Annotated in this window: 15 protein-coding genes; 5 read left to right on the top strand and 10 right to left on the bottom strand. The window is 54.4% G+C overall.

Features of this window, described 5'->3' with window-relative positions; translation table 11 throughout:
• Positions 1–27: 27 nt before the first annotated feature.
• Entirely contained in the window at positions 28–1,077 is a 1,050-nt protein-coding gene (locus AC4QZR_RS03585) for a DUF6268 family outer membrane beta-barrel protein (RefSeq protein ID WP_494479656.1), read from the top strand.
• A gap of 77 nt (positions 1,078–1,154) precedes the next feature.
• Here AC4QZR_RS03585 and ppk1 read toward each other — a convergent pair whose 3' ends face one another.
• From ppk1 to hflX, 4 genes are all read right to left on the bottom strand, one after another.
• Entirely contained in the window at positions 1,155–3,335 is a 2,181-nt protein-coding gene (ppk1, locus tag AC4QZR_RS03580) for a polyphosphate kinase 1 (protein ID WP_494479655.1), read from the bottom strand.
• Positions 3,336–3,353: 18 nt separating this feature from the next.
• Positions 3,354–3,845 carry a SixA phosphatase family protein gene (locus AC4QZR_RS03575; RefSeq protein ID WP_494479654.1) on the bottom strand — a complete coding sequence of 164 codons (492 nt, stop codon included), beginning with the start codon at positions 3,843–3,845 and terminating at the stop codon, positions 3,354–3,356.
• Positions 3,846–4,065: 220 nt separating this feature from the next.
• Complete coding sequence (locus tag AC4QZR_RS03570; protein ID WP_494479653.1) at positions 4,066–4,284, bottom strand: hypothetical protein; 219 nt, start codon at positions 4,282–4,284, stop codon at positions 4,066–4,068.
• A 597-nt stretch (positions 4,285–4,881) separates the two neighbouring features.
• Positions 4,882–6,087, bottom strand: a complete 1,206-nt coding sequence (hflX, locus tag AC4QZR_RS03565) for a GTPase HflX (RefSeq protein WP_494479652.1) — start codon at positions 6,085–6,087, stop codon at positions 4,882–4,884.
• A 211-nt stretch (positions 6,088–6,298) separates the two neighbouring features.
• On the opposite strand from hflX, the gene rfbC reads away from it, so the two are divergent.
• Complete coding sequence (rfbC, locus tag AC4QZR_RS03560; protein ID WP_494479651.1) at positions 6,299–6,841, top strand: dTDP-4-dehydrorhamnose 3,5-epimerase; 543 nt, start codon at positions 6,299–6,301, stop codon at positions 6,839–6,841.
• A 124-nt stretch (positions 6,842–6,965) separates the two neighbouring features.
• On the opposite strand, the gene AC4QZR_RS03555 is transcribed toward rfbC, so the two are convergent.
• Positions 6,966–8,252: a UDP-N-acetylmuramoyl-tripeptide--D-alanyl-D-alanine ligase gene (locus AC4QZR_RS03555; protein ID WP_494479650.1), complete on the bottom strand. Its 1,287-nt coding sequence runs from the start codon at positions 8,250–8,252 to the stop codon at positions 6,966–6,968.
• Between the two features lie 124 nt (positions 8,253–8,376).
• Here AC4QZR_RS03555 and AC4QZR_RS03550 point away from each other — a divergent pair, with 124 nt between their 5' ends.
• Together AC4QZR_RS03550 and AC4QZR_RS03545 are read left to right on the top strand one after the other, a co-directional pair.
• Positions 8,377–10,608, top strand: coding sequence for a T9SS type A sorting domain-containing protein (locus tag AC4QZR_RS03550; RefSeq protein ID WP_494479649.1), 2,232 nt, complete (start codon positions 8,377–8,379; stop codon positions 10,606–10,608).
• Positions 10,608–10,985, top strand: a complete 378-nt coding sequence (locus tag AC4QZR_RS03545; RefSeq protein ID WP_494479648.1) for a hypothetical protein — start codon at positions 10,608–10,610, stop codon at positions 10,983–10,985. The genes AC4QZR_RS03550 and AC4QZR_RS03545 overlap by 1 nt, the downstream gene beginning before the upstream one ends.
• Here AC4QZR_RS03545 and AC4QZR_RS03540 read toward each other — a convergent pair.
• The 3 genes from AC4QZR_RS03540 to AC4QZR_RS03530 all read right to left on the bottom strand — a co-directional run bounded on the left by AC4QZR_RS03540 (position 10,977) and on the right by AC4QZR_RS03530 (position 13,978).
• Complete coding sequence (locus tag AC4QZR_RS03540) at positions 10,977–11,753, bottom strand: amidohydrolase (protein WP_494479647.1); 777 nt, start codon at positions 11,751–11,753, stop codon at positions 10,977–10,979. The two genes, AC4QZR_RS03545 and AC4QZR_RS03540, sit on opposite strands and share 9 nt — an antisense overlap.
• A 431-nt stretch (positions 11,754–12,184) precedes the next feature.
• A complete protein-coding gene (locus tag AC4QZR_RS03535; protein WP_494479646.1) occupies positions 12,185–13,333 on the bottom strand; it encodes a pyridoxal phosphate-dependent aminotransferase in 1,149 nt (382 codons plus the stop codon).
• A 60-nt stretch (positions 13,334–13,393) separates the two neighbouring features.
• The gene (locus tag AC4QZR_RS03530; RefSeq protein ID WP_494479645.1) at positions 13,394–13,978 is read right to left on the bottom strand and encodes a uracil-DNA glycosylase family protein; all 585 of its coding nucleotides are present in this window, start codon (positions 13,976–13,978) and stop codon (positions 13,394–13,396) included.
• A gap of 63 nt (positions 13,979–14,041) precedes the next feature.
• Between AC4QZR_RS03530 and AC4QZR_RS03525 the strand changes: the two genes are divergently transcribed.
• The gene (locus AC4QZR_RS03525; RefSeq protein WP_494479644.1) at positions 14,042–14,629 is read left to right on the top strand and encodes a hypothetical protein; all 588 of its coding nucleotides are present in this window, start codon (positions 14,042–14,044) and stop codon (positions 14,627–14,629) included.
• A 14-nt stretch (positions 14,630–14,643) separates the two neighbouring features.
• Here AC4QZR_RS03525 and AC4QZR_RS03520 read toward each other — a convergent pair whose 3' ends face one another.
• Together AC4QZR_RS03520 and AC4QZR_RS03515 are read right to left on the bottom strand one after the other, a co-directional pair.
• Positions 14,644–15,087 (bottom strand): acyltransferase, encoded by a 444-nt coding sequence (locus tag AC4QZR_RS03520; RefSeq protein WP_494479643.1) that lies wholly within the window; start codon positions 15,085–15,087, stop codon positions 14,644–14,646.
• 181 nt (positions 15,088–15,268) lie between these two features.
• The gene (locus tag AC4QZR_RS03515; protein WP_494479642.1) at positions 15,269–16,099 is read right to left on the bottom strand and encodes a hypothetical protein; all 831 of its coding nucleotides are present in this window, start codon (positions 16,097–16,099) and stop codon (positions 15,269–15,271) included.
• Between the last annotated feature and the right edge of the window lie 147 nt (positions 16,100–16,246).

Here is a 16,246-nt window from a genome sequence, read left to right as displayed (position 1 = left end):
TACCGCCATGTAATTTAGCTACTAACTATGAAATTAACCTTACCTAAACTACTCCTTATACCTTTGCTCCTGCTAGGAGAACGCGCACTGGCCCAGGAAACCGAACAGGATCTGAGCGATGTCCAAAAACAGACCAAAGAATACGCCAGCCCGGGCGTAAGGGGCATGGGCAAAAGCCGGGGCATTGTGATTGGCTACGAGCGCCTGCCGCAGTTCGACATGGAATCGGAGTCGGACAACCCGGAAGTGGGCAACGGACAGGCGCGGGTGCGGCGACACAACAAGTTTTCTGTGCGGGCGCTGGCCCCTGTCATGAACAAGCCGCAAACCAAGCTGATCCTGGGCATAGACCACAGCTTCGAGGAGTTTAATTTCGAGAGTGTATCGCCAGCCTCATACAGCCTGTACCGCAACCTGGAAGACAAAAACCTGAAGAGCCTGGGCCTGCAGCTGGCTTTCCTGCACTCTTTTGACGAGGTGCGCTTCCTGCTGGTGCGCGCCAAGGGCGAGCTCAACGGCGATTATACCCGCGACAACATCAGCGTGTCGGATTACCTGAAAACCACTATAGACGTGGGCTATGGCTGGAAGCGCAGCCCTGACTTTGCCTGGGGTGTCGGCTTCCAATTGGGCTATACCTTCGGGCGGCAGCGCCTCTACCCGGGCATCATCTACAACCGCACCTTCAACGACCGCTGGGGCGTGGAGTCCATCTTCCCGGCCAACCTGCGGGTGCGCTACAACGTGTCCGAAAAGACGCTCCTCTATACCGGCTACCGCATTGAGGGGGCCAGCTACAACCTTTACGCCAGCGAACCACCGCTCTCGCAGTTCAACGACATCGAACTCCGGCGCACCGACATCAAAGGCTTGCTGCGGCTGGAGCAGGAGATCTATGACTTTTTGTGGTTTGCCGTGGAAGGGGGCTTCAGGCAGTATTACCGTCACCGGGCTTTCGATGATGTGGGCTCACGCGATGTGCTGATCAAAAACACGCTGAAAGGAGCAGGCTACGTTGGGATAGAGCTTTACGCAGTGCCACCCCGCAAGCTGTTGGAACGCAGCCAGAACCGATAAGAAACACAGGTATAGAAATGACAAAGCCCGACTTGCAGGTATAGCGAGTCGGGCTTTGCTCTTTATATGAGGTACAGTTACTTCGATTTCCGGGTCGGTTCCATCCCCTCGGGTATCAGCTTGCGCAAATACTCGTACGTGGCGTACTGCGACCGGATGTGGGTGGGGCTGGGCTGCTCCACATAGTTGTTGTCTATGTCGCGGGCCTTGGTGTCGTCGGCGAGCTGCAGATCAATGATCGCACGCAGCTGCTCCACAAGGTCCTTTTGCAGAATCGGGAAAGCCACTTCTACACGGCGGCTCAGGTTGCGCGTCATCCAGTCGGCGGAGGCCACGTAGTATTCTTCTTTGCCGTCGTTGTGAAAGATATATACCCGCGCATGCTCCAGGTAGCGGTCCACGATGCTGCGCACCCGGATGTTTTCACTCAACCCTTCCACGCCCGGCACCAGGCAGCAAATGCCGCGCACCAGCAGTTCTATCTTCACACCAGCCTGACTGGCAGCGTACAGTTTCCTGATCATGCGCTCGTCCTGCAGGGCGTTCATCTTGAGGATCATGGAGGCAGGCTTGCCTTTGCTGGCATTTTTTATTTCCCGGTTGATCAGATCCACGAAGCGATCCCGCATGTTGATCGGGGCCATCAGCAGCTTCTTGAATTTCTTGTCGTGCTGGCGATCGATGAAGAAGTTGAACACCTGCTCCACATCCTGTGTGATGACTTTGTTGGAGGTGAACAGGGCGTGGTCAGCGTAGATTTTGGAAGTATCTTCGTTGTAGTTGCCTGTGCTCAGGTAGGCATAGTTTACCAGTTGGCCGTCTTCGTTGCGGGTGATCAGGCCCAGCTTGGTATGCACCTTCAGGTCAGGAAGGCCCAGGATGACGTTGGCGCCGGCTTTCTGCAGCTTGCCTGCCCAGAAGATGTTCGATTCTTCATCGAAGCGGGCTTTGAGCTCCACCACCACCGTTACCAACTTTCCGCTCTTGGCAGCCTTCACCAGCGATTTGGCAATGGCGGAGTCCTCGGCTACGCGGTACAGGGTGGCGCTCATTGCGGTTACTTTGGGGTCGTTGGCGGCTTCATCGAACAAGCGCAGCACGTAGTCGAAGGACTGGTAAGGGTAGTGCGCCAGGTAGTCCTGCTTTTTCATGGCCTCAATCAGGCTTGCTTCCTTCTCCAGAAGCGGGTGCACTAACGTCGGCTGCGGCGAGTACTTCAGGTCCGGCAGGTCAAAGTCGGGGAACCCAAAGAAGTCGCGGAAGTTGTGGTACTTGCTGCCCTCCACCAGTTCATCTTCCGATATGCCGGTATGCGCCATAATCGCCTCCAGCATCGGTCTGGGCGTAACGGGGTCGTAGAGCAGGCGGGCCGGATAGCCGGTTTCACGCTTCTGCAGGCTCTTCTGGATCTTGGCCATCAAACTGCCTGATACTTCCTCTTCAATATCCAGCTCGGCGTCGCGCGACACCTTCACGGCATGCGCCTCGAAGCGACTGTAATTCGGGTACAGGGCGGGCAGGCAAAAGCGAATCGCATCGTCGAGGAACATGACATAGCGCTGTTCGCCCACCGTTGGCAGTTTCACGAAGCGGCCGCCGTGCTTTTTGGTAGGTATCTCGAGCATGGAAAAGCGCTCCGGCTTCAAGTTCTTCTCTTTCGGTTCGAAGAGTTGCACACCCAGGTATACGGTCTGGTCTTTCAGGAAAAAGTGCGTCTCGGTAGCATCGAGCAAAAGCGGCAGGATGTGAGGTTGAATGTGCTCGGCAAAGTAGGTTTGCACCCACTTTTGCTGCTCCTCGTTCAGGTCGTTTTCGGTGAGCAGGTGGATATTTTGTTGGCGAAGGTCGGCGAGGATGCCTTCCCTGAAAACTTCTCCGAACTCTTCCTGCTGGCGTTTTACCTCCTGCATTACCTGCTCAAAGGTATCGGCGGGGTCTTCGGACAGCTTTTCGCGGGTCTTCTTTTTGAGTTTGATAAGGCGCTTGAGCGTGGCCACGCGCACTTTGAAGTACTCGTCGAGGTTCGACGAGAAGATGGCCATAAACTTGATGCGTTCCAGTAGCGGCACCCTACGGTCTTTCGCCTCCTGCAGCACGCGGTAGTTAAATGCCAGCCAGCTGAGCTCACGGTTGATCAGCGGCGTGGTGGTTGGTTTTTTATCTTGGGTATCAGTTTCCATGGTCTGGTTTGTTGCCCGGTGAGGCAATGGTGTAAAGGTATAGGCGGCGTGGGCAGGTATGGGGTTATACCTGCCCACGCCGCTGTGCTGTGTTATTTATAATTTTTTGGGCACTTCGTAAAACAAAAGCCCGGCATTGCTGCGGTTGATGTCGTGCCAGCTATTGCAGTCGAAGCGTAGCGCAACCACCCCGGCAGTCGGCATGCTGGTGAGAGGCTTGGGTGAGAGCGTGTTGGCAAACTCCGAGATGGCATCATTGTGACCTACCATCAGCATACAATCCACATCAGCGGGTGCCTCGTGGACTATCTCGAGTAATTCTGCAGCGCTGGCGCCATAGATGCGGTCATCTATCGCAATGTCATCGGCATCATAATCGAGCTCGCGGGCCACCAGCGTGGCTGTCGTAATTGCCCGCACCGCAGGGCTTGACAGGATAAGCTGAATTTTGGCGTTGTTGGCCACCAGTTCCTGCCCCATAAGCGGAGCATCCGTACGGCCGCGTTTGTTAAGAGGTCGGTCATGGTCGCTCAGCTCCTCGAACTTCCAGCTGGACTTGGCATGACGCATGATATATAAGGTTTTCATAAGATGATTCACATTCAGAAAGGTATAACAGCACGCCTGTTACATAGCGCGTCTGCTATACCTGCTGTTTACTGAAAGCAAGGGAAAATAGTTGTGACGGGGGAGGGGAGTGTGATGGCTTGGCTGGCTAGGGGAAATTTGCTGTTGAAATAGTTGGTTGTAGGGATAGCTTTGGCGGGTGCAGGTAAAGCAGGTATGGCGCGAGCGTCCTCGCTTGTGACTAGTATAGAGGGGTCTCTGGCCCAGGTATAAGGTATAGCTGATAGTCTCGCAAGGTATAGCAATCTACAGGTAGTCTCTTTCGGATCTCCAGATCCGAAAGCAAACTGTTGGGGATGTCCACATTCCCGTGGGCAGGTATAGGTATAGCTACTGCTGCTGTTGCAGAGTATGCCTTGGCCAGGCGGGCGGCTGTTTCGCCTGTGCGGCGGGCACTCACTTTTTTCCTTGATGAAAGGAAAGAGGGCCCCTTCCCCCAACACAAAATCGTCAAAAGTGCACATGGCTAAAGTTGTTTCTTTCATAGTTCAAGGGCCAAGGATGTCTTTCGATGCGTGTCAGTGGTATGTGTGGTCTGTGACTGAAATAACAGGACTATATCTACGATGGCTAGTTGCTACAGCGCCTATACGCTAGAATGGCAGTGGCCAAAAGCTCCCCTCCTTGGACAAGGAGGGGCAGGGGTGGTTTGACCCGGCAACTATGAAACAGTAACTACGAAGCTATACCTGTTGAATGGCAGCTAGAGAAAGTCCCCCTTCGAAGGGGGCAGGGGGATGTCAATCGTGCACCGCTCCTTCCCCTGTTTTGAGGGTAGGGGCCCTCGATAAAAGGGAAGGTCCGGGGTGGGGTTACAAACGTGCACGAGCATCCTGTAAATCCTTTAATCCTGAAAATTCTGATCCAGACAAGCTATACCCACCAGACACTCACAGGTATAAAAGCCATTGCAAGATTTGAACATCACATAGCAATCACAAAAAAGGGAACAACCCTTACCGGGTTGTTCCCTTTTCTGGTGCTTCCAGGAGCTGCGTTATACGTTATTTGGATACCTCTCGAAGTGGATTTCCGCCACACGGCGCTGCAACTCGGCACGCAGCTCGTCGATGTTAATGCGGTTGGTTGCTGAAATAAACAGGGCAGGGGCGTGTACCTTGGCCATGTAGGTGGCTTTGAGATCTTCGATGGAAGGGCGCACTTCGTGACCCTCTTCATTATTCGCACTTTCTTCCTGCATCTCCTGCTCCCGCTGCTCCAGGTATTGGTCTATCTTATTGAACACCAGCAACACGGGTTTGTCAGCAGAGTTGATGTCAAGCAACGTGTTGTTTACCACCGCAATCTGGTCTTCAAACGAAGAATGCGACACGTCAACCACGTGCACCAGCAGGTCGGCTTCGCGGATCTCGTCGAGCGTAGATTTAAAGGCCTCGATCAACTTGGTAGGCAACTTGCGGATGAACCCTACCGTGTCGGAGAGCAGGAACGGAATGTTGTCGAGCACGACCTTGCGCACCGTGGCATCCACTGTCGCGAAGAGTTTGTTTTCGGCAAACACGTCGGATTTGGAGAGCAGGTTCATGAGCGTAGATTTGCCCACGTTGGTATACCCTACCAGTGCCACACGCACCATACCGGCCCGTGATTTGCGCTGCTCAAAATTCTGCTTCTCGAACTTCTCCAGTCGGTCGCGCAACAACGAGATTTTGTCGCGCACGATACGACGGTCCGTCTCAATCTCGGTTTCACCCGGACCCTTCATGCCGATACCACCCTTTTGTTTGGAAAGGTGAGTCCAGAGGTTAGTCAGGCGGGGCAGCAGGTACTGGTATTGGGCCAGTTCCACTTGTGTATGGGCCTGCGCCGTTTTGGCACGAAGCGCGAAGATGTCGAGAATCAGTAAGCTTCTATCCACAATCTTCACCTGCAGTTCGCGCTCAATGTTGCGCACCTGCGAGGGGGTGAGGTCATCGTCAAAGATTACCATGTCCACTTTATGCTCCGTTACATAGGCTTTGATCTCTTCCAGTTTGCCGCTTCCCACAAAGGTTCGGATGTCGGGTTTGTCGAGTTTCTGGATGAAGCGCTTCAGGGTCACGGCACCGGCTGTTTCGGTCAGGAAGGCCAGTTCGTCGAGGTATTCGTTGGTTTGTTCGTCGGTTTGCTTGTAGGCAGGCACCGCTACCAGCACGGCAGTTTCCTGCGGCTTGGCGGTTTCGTAGTATTTTTGTTTACCCATTTTCAGATGTTAAGCGTAGCGGTTAGTCAGCCTTTTTTCGGCGTGCATCATTGTACGTAATTGTTCCCGGCCCCGGTCAAAATTAGCAGGTATAGCGCCGTGGAAGCAGGCAGGATGGGTGCAAGTTAGTTGAAAAATTTCAGAAGAAAGGGGAAAAAACCTAACTTGCCACCCTTCTAAAAGAACCAAAGCAGATCCATTTACACCAGCTATGCAGCATAAGACCTATCACATTGAAGGCCTGATCGAATTTATACCACGCGTGTTCCGCGACGAGCGTGGCTGGTTCATGGAAACCTACAATGCCGGCATGTTTGCGCCCTACGGCATTAACCCGGTGTTTGTGCAGGACAACGAATCGGTGTCGAAAAAAGGTGTGCTGCGCGGACTGCATTTTCAGAAGCCGCCCTACGCGCAGGGCAAGCTGGTGCGGGTTGCTTCGGGCCGTGTGTTAGATGTGGCGCTCGACCTTCGCAAAAACTCCCCTACCTACGGACAGCATGCCACCTGCATACTTGATGCCGGGCAGCACAACATGCTCTACATACCGGAAGGCTTCGCACACGGCTTTGTAGCGCTGGAGGACAACACCAGTTTCCTGTATAAATGCACCAACCTCTACCACCAGGCATCCGAAGGCGGCATCCTCTGGAACGACCCTGCTCTGGGTATAAACTGGGGTATAGCCGAGCCGCTGGTATCGCCGAAGGATGAGGTGCTGCCGCTGTTGCAGGACTTTGACTCGCCGTTTTAAAGAAGTTTCAGTAAATGGAGTATAGAGCGTCTGAATAAAACCAAAAGAGCAAGGCCCACGATTGTCTAAATCGCGGGCCTTGTTATTAGGTATAGGAGTGGCTAGAACCAGCGCACTCTCAAATCTACAGTACTTCCACCAGCGTTTCCAGTCCCATACCGCGTGAGCCCTTCACGAGCACATAACTTTCCGAAACAGGATTGGCCTCTAGCCATTTTTGAAGCTCAGCCTTGGTAGCGAAGTAGTGGAAGCGGCTGTCTGCATTTGCCGCATGCTTCATCTCAGGTCCGCATAGCAATACGGTTTCAAAATTCTGTTCTGCGATGACCTCGCCGATGGCTTTGTGCTCGGAGGCACTCTCACTACCCATCTCCAGCATATCACCCACGATCACAACCTTGCGCGGGGCGTTCATGCCGCCGAAGTTGCGGATAGCCGCCGCCATCGAAGTCGGGTTGGCATTGTAGGCGTCGAGGATGAGGGTGTTAGAGCCTTTCTGCATCACCTGCGAGCGGTTGTTTACCGGGCTGTAGTTAGCGATGGCTGTGTTGGCTTTCTCCAGCGGTACCCCGAAGTACTTGCCGATACAGGCTGCCGCAGCCATGTTCTCGTAATTGTAGCTGCCTACCAGTTGCGTATGCACCACGTTACCTTCTTCGTCCTTATACACTACATAAGGCGAGGCCTCCAGTAACGCACTTTGGTAAAAGTCGCCTTGGGCCGGGTAGGTTACTTTGTGCTCAATGCGGCGACTCATGCGCAGCAGATGCTCGTTGCCGGTGTTCACGAACACAGTGCCGCCATGCTCCAGCAGATGCATGTACAGTTCGCTCTTACCACGGGCCACACCCTCCAGACTGCCGAAACCTTCCAGATGCGCTTTGCCGATGTTCGTAATCATGCCGTGGGTGGGCATTGCGATGCTGCTTAGCAAAGCAATCTCCCCAATGTGGTTGGCGCCCATCTCGATGATCGCCATTTCGTGCTCCGGCTTGAGGCGCAGCAAGGTGAGCGGCACCCCGATGTGGTTGTTGAGGTTGCCTTGAGTATAGAGGGTGTTGAACTTCTGGCTCAGCACCGCATAGATCAGTTCTTTGGTCGTAGTTTTGCCGTTGCTGCCCGTAATGCCGATCACCGGTATGCTCAATAGTTGACGATGGTGACGGGCCAGGTCCTGTAGCGCCTGCAGCGTGTCTTCTACCACAAACACGGTGTCAGAAGCCAATGCCGGGTCGTCTACCACGGCGTATCTGGCACCTTTCTCCAAGGCGCCTTGTGCGAACTTGGCACCCTTGAAATTAGGTCCGTTCAGGGAAAAGAACAGGCTCTGGTCCTGCGGGGCACGGGAGTCGGTGCTGACGTGGCGGCACTCCAGGTATTTTTGGTAAAGAAAGTCGATGCTGTTCGGCATGAAATGCGTATTTTTAGTCTGAAAATTGGCGCAGCTGCCCGTGGTAAGGTATAGCACGCAGTCGCCATGGCAATATACACTCAAAACGGCAAAAGCAACAGCCCGATTGCCTAACAAACTGTCTATGCGCTACCTGTTATCACCTCTCCTTTTCCTGTTACTTATTGATGCGTCTGCTCAGGAGCCTTTGCGGTTCCAGCAACGCACGGATGTGCCTGTAAAGATGGGTGAAACCGAATTGCGCAACCCCTGGGGTGGCGGACTCAATACACCGCAGTACTCCACCATCGACCTGAACAGAGACGGGCGCGACGACCTGTTCGTCTTCGACCGCATGCTGCGCAAAGTCTATACCTACATGGCCGTGCAGGAAGAAGGGCAGTGGCGCTATACCTACGCTCCTGAGTACGAGGTCTTGTTTCCGGCCGAACTCGAAAACTGGGTGCTGCTGCGCGACTATAATTGCGACGGCCTGAAAGATATCTTCACCAGCACACCGCTTGGTATACGGGTATACCAGCAGGAGGCGAGCAGCAACAAATACCCCACCTTTGAACTGACAGAAGATGCTCTCTTTTACCGGAGCCGCAATGGCGTGAACAGCATCAACATGCAGATGAACATCTCTGACATACCTGCCATCGTGGACATGGACGGCGACGGCGACCTGGATATCCTGCTTTCAGAATTTTCGGGAGGCTATACCCTGGAGTATTACCAGAACATGCAGGTGGAAGAAGGAAAAACCTGCGGATCGCTGGAGTTCGCGCTTGCCTCTGACTGGTGGGGACAGATCACAGAGTGCCATGGCTGTAATAATTTTGGCTTCGGCATCCAGTGCCGTATGGCAGGTCCCCTGCACTCGGGCCACGACGGTTCCGCGCTGCTGGCCATCGACCTGGATGGCGACGGCGACAAAGATCTGCTGATGGGCAGTGTGGAGTGCGAAAGCCTGGTGAAGATGGAGAATGTGGGCACGAAGACGCAGGCGCGCATGGAGAGCTTTGAGACGGTTTTTCCGGCAGGTAGTCGTGCTGCCAGTTTCAATCGTTTCCCGGCAGCCTATTACGAGGATGTGACATTTGATGGTATACCTGACCTGCTGGTGGCGCCTAACAGCAACGAAAACGCAGGAGACCTGGAACTGCAGCGCTCGTCATGGCTTTACCAAAACAAGGGCACTGCCAGCCAGCCTAACTTTGACTTTGTACAAGATAACTTTCTGCAGAGTCAGATGATCGACCTGGGTGAAAATGCCCACCCTGCTTTTGCCGACATTGATGGCGACGGCCTGCTCGACCTAGTAGTCGGTAACGGACGGGCAAACCGCAACGGCAAGTTTGTGGCAACGCTGAGTCTCTATCGCAACACGGGCACCCTGGCTGAACCCGCTTTTACTTTTATCACCGACGATTACCTGGCGCTGTCCACCCAGAACATGCTTTCGCTGAAACCGTCGTTCTTCGACATCAACCAGGACGACGTGCCGGATCTTGTCCTGACTTACAGAGCGCAGTTTGGCTCTGATCATGCCACAGCAGGCACCACACACATCGATTATTACATAAACAACGGCAAAGCCGGTCAGCCTTCTGCTTTTAACACGGCCCGCCTGTTTCACTTGCATACCCTGGCCAATGGCGATACACCACACCTGTTCCGGGTGGATGGGCAGCGCGTGGAAATGCTGGTCGGCAAAGCCGGTGGTACGCTGGACTACTACCGCTCTTCCGGAAATGAATTTGTGCTGGAGAAGCAAAGCATAGGCGGAATCAAATTTGACTTCTTTCGCCGCAACCTGGCGCCCGTAGTAGTGGACATAGATGGCAATGCCAAGCTCGACCTGCTTACCACAGACGACAGCGGAGCCCTGCGCATATACCCTGATTTCCTCGGCAAACTGGATGGCGACTTCACTGAAACAACTGAGGTGCTGGAAAACGAGCTGACAGGGAAGGCGCAAACCACCCGTTTTGGTCGCGGACTTGGGTTGGCTGTGGCTGAGCTGGGCGGGCCCAATAACACCTACCTGGCCATCGGCACGCAGGGGGGCGGCCTATACCTGTTGGAGCAAACCGGTGGCAATTATGGCAACCCGGATGATAAAACGAGCGGCTTGGAACTGAAGGTATACCCGAATCCGGTGGCAGGCGCTCAGGAGCCTGTGCAAGTACAGGCAAGCGAGTCCGTTTCCATCGTGCTGCACGACATGATCGGGCGCAAGGTATACGATGGAACCGAAAGCTTCAATCGCCGCCATACCTTGCATGTGAGCCACCTAAAGGCGGGCGTATACCTGCTGCGTGCCACCTCACGCAACGGCCGCCACGAAACTTGCAGACTGGTCATACACTGATGCAAGCCTTTCTGTTCATTGATCTTTCGGAAGAAACGGCTTTTGACAAACCCATCCTCAAAATGGTGCGACAATACGCTCCGGCTATACCTGTCTTTGATGTAGACGCCAAATCAGATGCCACCTTGCAACAATACGCGGTGCGGCTTCTCCAGGAAAATCCGGAAACAGTTGTGTGTATAAAGGGTGGGGCAGGAGACTTAAACCGGTTGATGCCCTTACTCGAGGAGTTGCTTTTGCCACATGCACAGCGACACATTGTCCTTGTCGGTCAGCAGCCTCGCTTGTTGCGCATGCTGCAGGCCCGGTCAGGTATAGCCTATACCTTGCTGGCCAATGAAGAGGCGCTGCGCCAGTTTCTGACAAAATCAGTTTAACGTAAAATCATCTGCATCGAGGTGCGCCGGGAAAGCCTCCCGAAAATCGGTCAACTCCTGTTTGCTCAAGGTGATGGTATGTATACCTTCCGCCTCGGAAGTTTCAAGCAGCTTATGTCCTTTAGGGTGGATGATGGCTGAGTCGCCGGTGTAAGGGTGGCCGTTGCCGTCAGTTCCGACGCGGTTCACACCCACCACATAGCTCAGGTTTTCGATGGCACGTGCCTGCAACAGCGTGCTCCAGGCATTGGCCCGGGGCTTTGGCCAGTTGGCTACGTAGAGGAGCAAATCGTATTGGCTATTCGTGTTGCGGCTCCAAACCGGGAAGCGCAGGTCGTAGCACACCAGCGGGTAAATGTTCCAGCCTTTTAATTCTACCAACAGCTTTTCTTTGCCCGAGGTATAGCTGTGGTGCTCCTTCGCCATCCGGAACAGGTGGCGCTTGTTGTAATGCTCGTACGTGCCGTCGGGGCGTACCCAATAGAGCCGGTTGTAATAGTTATCCCCTTCCTTCACCATCACGCTGCCGGTCAGCACGGCGCTATACCTGGCTGCTTCCTTCTGCATCCACTGCAGGGTTGGTCCCTCCGCGTCTTCTGCCAGCCCGGCCGCGTCCATGCTAAAACCGGTCGTGAACATCTCCGGAAGTACAATCAGATCAGTCGTGGGCGCTGCAGCGGCCATTTTTTCCGAGAACATGTTTCGGTTGGCTGTAGCGTCCTGCCAGTGCAGTGTGGTTTGGATGATGGTGATGCGTAAGTCTTGCATGGGTGATAGGTATAAGGAATAACGTTTTACGGTTGTACTGACATTTTATCCCAAGCTAACCCTTTTGTCATTCTGAAAGAATCTTGGGTAAAAGGTAGGTAAGCTCCTGCTTCGAATCTTCTACTGTTGCTTCGCTTAACTTGGCGTTGTTTTATAGCTTGCCCTGGCCGGGCGGGCCCTACTTTTTTCCTTGATGAAAAGAAAGAGGGCCCCTACCCCCAGTAAGCAAAAAAATCAAGACGCTCCAAACTCGCTGAACGCTCAGACAGTGGAGCGCCAATTGGTGCACCTGGCTAAGGGGATCCGCTTCGTAGCTCAAGGGGCAAGTTAGTCTGGCTATACCTGCTAGTGGTTGTGTAATATCAGACTTATACCTAAACCGCTTACCCCTTCAGCAATTTAACCATTTAACAATTTAACAATTCATCCAATCACAACTTCACTAGCCGCTCCGCTGCCTGTCTCAAGGTTTCCTCACTTTTGGCGAAGCAGAAGCGTAGGTAGTGGTGGTCGGTTTTGTTGTGGTAGAAGGCCGAGACAGGCACAGAGGCTACGCCGATTTCCTGTGTGAGGCGCTTGGCAAATTCCAGGTCGTGCTCTTGAGAAATAGCGTCATACTTCAGTAACTGAAAATAAGTGCCGGCCGAAGGGACAAGCTCGAAACGCGATGGCTGCACCAACTCGCAGAACAGGTCACGCTTGGCCTGGTAGAAGTCGGGGAGGGAGCGGTAGTGGGCTTCGTTGTCCATGTAGTCGGCAATGGCCAGCTGCAGCGGCGTAACCGTGCTGAAGGTGATGAACTGGTGCATCTTGCGCAGCTCTGCCGTAAGCGCAGGTGGTGCTACCACATAGCCTATCTTCCAGCCGGTGGTATGGTAGGTTTTCCCGAAGGACGAGACTACAAAGGCCCGCTGCCGCAGCGACTCTACCTGCAGGGCACTCACGTGCTCCTTCCCGTCAAACACCATGTGCTCGTATACCTCATCGCTCAGGATCAGGATGTCGGAGCCGTCGGTCAGGTTGGCCAGCTTTTCCAGGTCCTCGCGCGGAATCACGGCACCGGTCGGGTTGTGCGGCGTGTTGATGATGATCAGGCGGGTGCGGCTTGAGATGTTCTTCTTCAGCAAATCCCAGTCGATGCTGAAGTCAGGTATAGCTAGGGGCACGTAAATAGGGATGCCGCCCGCCAGGCGGATGGCAGGAGCGTAGCTGTCGTAGCAGGGCTCCAGCACCACAACCTCATCACCGGGTTTTACTACCGCCGTGATGGCTGCAAACAGCGCCTCTGTCGCGCCGGATGTGACCGTTACTTCCTGGTCCGGGTCTGGGCGGTAGCCGTATACTTTCTCTGTTTTTTCGCTGATCTTGTGGCGCAAAGCCGGCATGCCAGGCATCGGGGCATATTGGTTGTAGCCCTCCTGCATATACCTGGTCACAAGTGCTATCAGCTCGTCGGGACAGTTAAAATCCGGGAAGCCCTGCGACAGGTTAATTGCTCCGTGCTCATTAGCCATCGCCGACATCACAGCGAAAATACTGGTGCCGACATCAGGTAGTTTGCTGCTTGGGTAGTTGATCATAGGGTAGGTTTTGTGCTGATGAACGAAGATAGAAGTTAAAGGGAATATTCCAAGTAAAAATTAGCCAAGGGCCTCTGCCACGAGCTGCTGCAGCACAGGTATAGCCTCCTGCTCAAACCAGGGGTTGCGCCGCAGCCAAAACTGGTTGCGTGGCGAAGGGTGGGGCAGGGGCATGTACGCAGGCAGATAGTCGGCCCAGTTTGTTACGGTTTCGGTTAAGGAAGGTCTGGCCCTCTCGCCCAGAAAGTAGTCCTGCGCATACTTGCCGACCAGCAGCGTGAGTTGTACGTCGGGCAGCAGGGGCAGTAGCTGCTGGTGCCAATGCCGGGCGCATTCGGGGCGGGGCGGCAGGTCGCCACTTTTCCCTTTTCCGGGGTAGCAGAAGCCCATCGGGATGATGGCCACCTGTTGCCCATCATAAAACACCTCCGGTGCTATACCCATCCACTGCCTGAGGCGCTTGCCGCTCTGGTCGTCCCAAGGTATACCGCTGGCGTGTACCCGGGTGCCTGGCGCCTGCCCCACAATCAGCAGTCGTGCAGAGGGAGAGGCCCGGAGCACAGGGCGGGGCCCATGTGGCAGGTGTTCGGCACAAAGGCGGCAGGCACGTACCTGCTCAAGTAAAATGTCCAGGGTATCGTTCATACGGAGTGCAAAGGTATAGCGATCTGCTAACAAAATGCGCTTTATCCTGTATAATCAGGTTGTATGCAGCATTTTATACGTTTTATACTTCTTCTTTTTTTGTGCTGTCAGGGTATACCGTCGGGCTGGGCGCAGTCGCCCATAGCTTATAAAAATGCCTTTACCGTGAAGTACTTTGGTTTGTCGATGCACCTGCGCCAAACGCCCTACCCGGAGCTTTTCAAAAACAGGCTTGACGGGAAAGGTATAGCCGTACTCAATTTTGGAGGTATAGTAGGCTACGACCGGTTTGTGGTGCGCGACGTCATTAGTGTGCGGGTAGAGCAGGGGCTGTACTCCGACTGCGCCTCGTCAATGGCCGGCTTTACGCACCTGGGCTGGCGCGGGCAGATTTTTAAGGCGGGTCGACACTCACTTAATGGCGGCTTCGGCCCCACTCTGGTCTACCGCCGCGACTGGAACCGACTGCCGGGTTACGAAGACGACGGCTACTTTGACCGCAGCGGCGACTGGCAGTATAAGTTTTACTGGTACGGCGGCGAGTTCGAGTACAACTATCAGCTGAAAGGTCAGTATGACCTGTCGCTTAACCTGGTACCCGGCATACCGGAACTGGTATCGTTCGGGGCCGGGTTCAGGAAGCGTTTCTAAACGATGGGGCTCAATTACCAGCCCCGTTCATCCCAGTCCTCATCACGACGGCTCTGTTGCCGGCGGCGCTGTTCGCGTAGCGGGGGGAGCTGCTCCTGCTGCTGCCATCTGTCGCGGGCATGCTGGTTCTCGGCGCTAAACTGCCCGCCGTCATCCCGCCAGTTACGGTGCTCGCCTCTTATATGGTGGACATGGTGGTCATCTGAAAAACCGTGCAGATGTCTGTCTATGTTCTCATGTTGCTGGCGGTCGCTTTGCTGCTGGCGGTAGGCATGCCGCTCCCGCTCTTCCCGCGCACGCATTTCTTCTTCGTAATGTCTTCTATCCCGGTCATGCATAAAAGGTCTGGGTTCTTCCCAGCGGCTGCGAAAATTCTGCTGCTCGCTCTCGTGGCGTGGGTGCGGACGACCTGGGCGTTCGTGCCGCTCATGATGTCTGTTTTCTTCCTCGTGGTGCATATCTTTTCTTTTTAAATACTGAGATGCCTCTAAATAGAGTGTCGAGTTTTATGTACGGGCACCTGAGCCTGATGTTTATCAGCGTTCGGAATCAGCAAAAAAAAGGCAGCTCGCCGATGCCGGTGAGCTGCCTTTTTTACTAATCTACTACCAAAGTAACCTAATCTGTCTGCTATACGCATTAGCGGCGGTTGCGTTGGTTTCTGCCAGCATCTTTGTAATAATTGTCGTTGCCGGAGTCAGTTTCATCGGCCCAGCGCGGTCCGCCCTCGTAGCCACGGTCAAATTTGCGGTCGCGGAATGACTCCCCGCCGTAACGCTGGCGGGTGCTCAGCTGCTCGGCGCGGCGCTCCGGGTCGTATCTGTTGTGTGGCTCGTAGTCCGGGTTGTCGGACTGCATAATGTCATCCCAAGTGTCGCGCATGCGCTTAAAAAATCCGCGCTTGTCCTGGTTCTCCGGCTCCACGTCCGGGGAGTAGCGGCCCTCGTTGTACCAGTTGTGCGTGCCGCTTCCATAACGGTAGTCGTCCTCTTTATAACGGCTGCGGGTGCCTGGTCCCTCACGCCACAGGCTGTCCTGCGAGGTTGGGGGTTCGTTGTAGTTGCCCGGCTGGGATCCACTGCCCATCTGCGAACGATAAGGCTGCTGACCGGCACTTCCCGGGCCTCTGTAGCCATGGTTCAGGTATTGACTTTCGTTACGGTAAGGGCTTTCGCTGCGGCTGCCATAGTGGCCGGTCTGGTAAGTGCCCCGGTCGCTTTGGTAGGGCCCCGGTCTATTACCTGTGTAATGATGTCCGCTTTCAGCTTCCCGGTTGCGGTCCTGCGCGCCACGCGGACTAGGGCCGGTATGGAAGTAGTTGCCTTCATCCCACTTCTTTTGATTCTGACCCTGACCTCTATAGCTGTAGCGCTGTGGGTGTTCCTGTCCTTTGTCCTTATTGTATAGCTCACGGCCGATGCGCTGGTTGTAGTCGCCCGGTTGGTCGTGATGTTCTGCGTCGTTTCTCATAGTTGTTTTATTTTTGAATAATAGATGCCTTGATCTTATGTCACATAATGGTGGCATTATTTTTTACGGTTTATGGGGGCTATTGTTGGCGCAGGCACAGGTATAAAAAAAGAGGCGCCCTTTGTGAAGGCGCCTCTTAAACAATAA

This window comes from Pontibacter sp. YIM B11418 (assembly GCF_059278805.1).
The sequence above is the reverse complement of the archived record's forward strand: the minus strand, read 5'-3'. Positions and strand labels throughout refer to the sequence as shown.

Coding starts and splice junctions, on each gene's coding strand:
- AC4QZR_RS03530 (WP_494479645.1), bottom strand. CDS start 13,978: ATGAACGATACCCTGGACATTTTACTTGAGCAGGTACGTGCCTGCCGC.
- AC4QZR_RS03525 (WP_494479644.1), top strand. CDS start 14,042: ATGCAGCATTTTATACGTTTTATACTTCTTCTTTTTTTGTGCTGTCAG.
- rfbC (WP_494479651.1), top strand. CDS start 6,299: ATGCAGCATAAGACCTATCACATTGAAGGCCTGATCGAATTTATACCA.
- AC4QZR_RS03515 (WP_494479642.1), bottom strand. CDS start 16,099: ATGAGAAACGACGCAGAACATCACGACCAACCGGGCGACTACAACCAG.
- AC4QZR_RS03520 (WP_494479643.1), bottom strand. CDS start 15,087: ATGCACCACGAGGAAGAAAACAGACATCATGAGCGGCACGAACGCCCA.
- hflX (WP_494479652.1), bottom strand. CDS start 6,087: ATGGGTAAACAAAAATACTACGAAACCGCCAAGCCGCAGGAAACTGCC.
- AC4QZR_RS03540 (WP_494479647.1), bottom strand. CDS start 11,753: ATGCAAGACTTACGCATCACCATCATCCAAACCACACTGCACTGGCAG.
- AC4QZR_RS03550 (WP_494479649.1), top strand. CDS start 8,377: ATGCGCTACCTGTTATCACCTCTCCTTTTCCTGTTACTTATTGATGCG.
- AC4QZR_RS03575 (WP_494479654.1), bottom strand. CDS start 3,845: ATGAAAACCTTATATATCATGCGTCATGCCAAGTCCAGCTGGAAGTTC.
- AC4QZR_RS03585 (WP_494479656.1), top strand. CDS start 28: ATGAAATTAACCTTACCTAAACTACTCCTTATACCTTTGCTCCTGCTA.
- AC4QZR_RS03555 (WP_494479650.1), bottom strand. CDS start 8,252: ATGCCGAACAGCATCGACTTTCTTTACCAAAAATACCTGGAGTGCCGC.
- AC4QZR_RS03535 (WP_494479646.1), bottom strand. CDS start 13,333: ATGATCAACTACCCAAGCAGCAAACTACCTGATGTCGGCACCAGTATT.
- AC4QZR_RS03545 (WP_494479648.1), top strand. CDS start 10,608: ATGCAAGCCTTTCTGTTCATTGATCTTTCGGAAGAAACGGCTTTTGAC.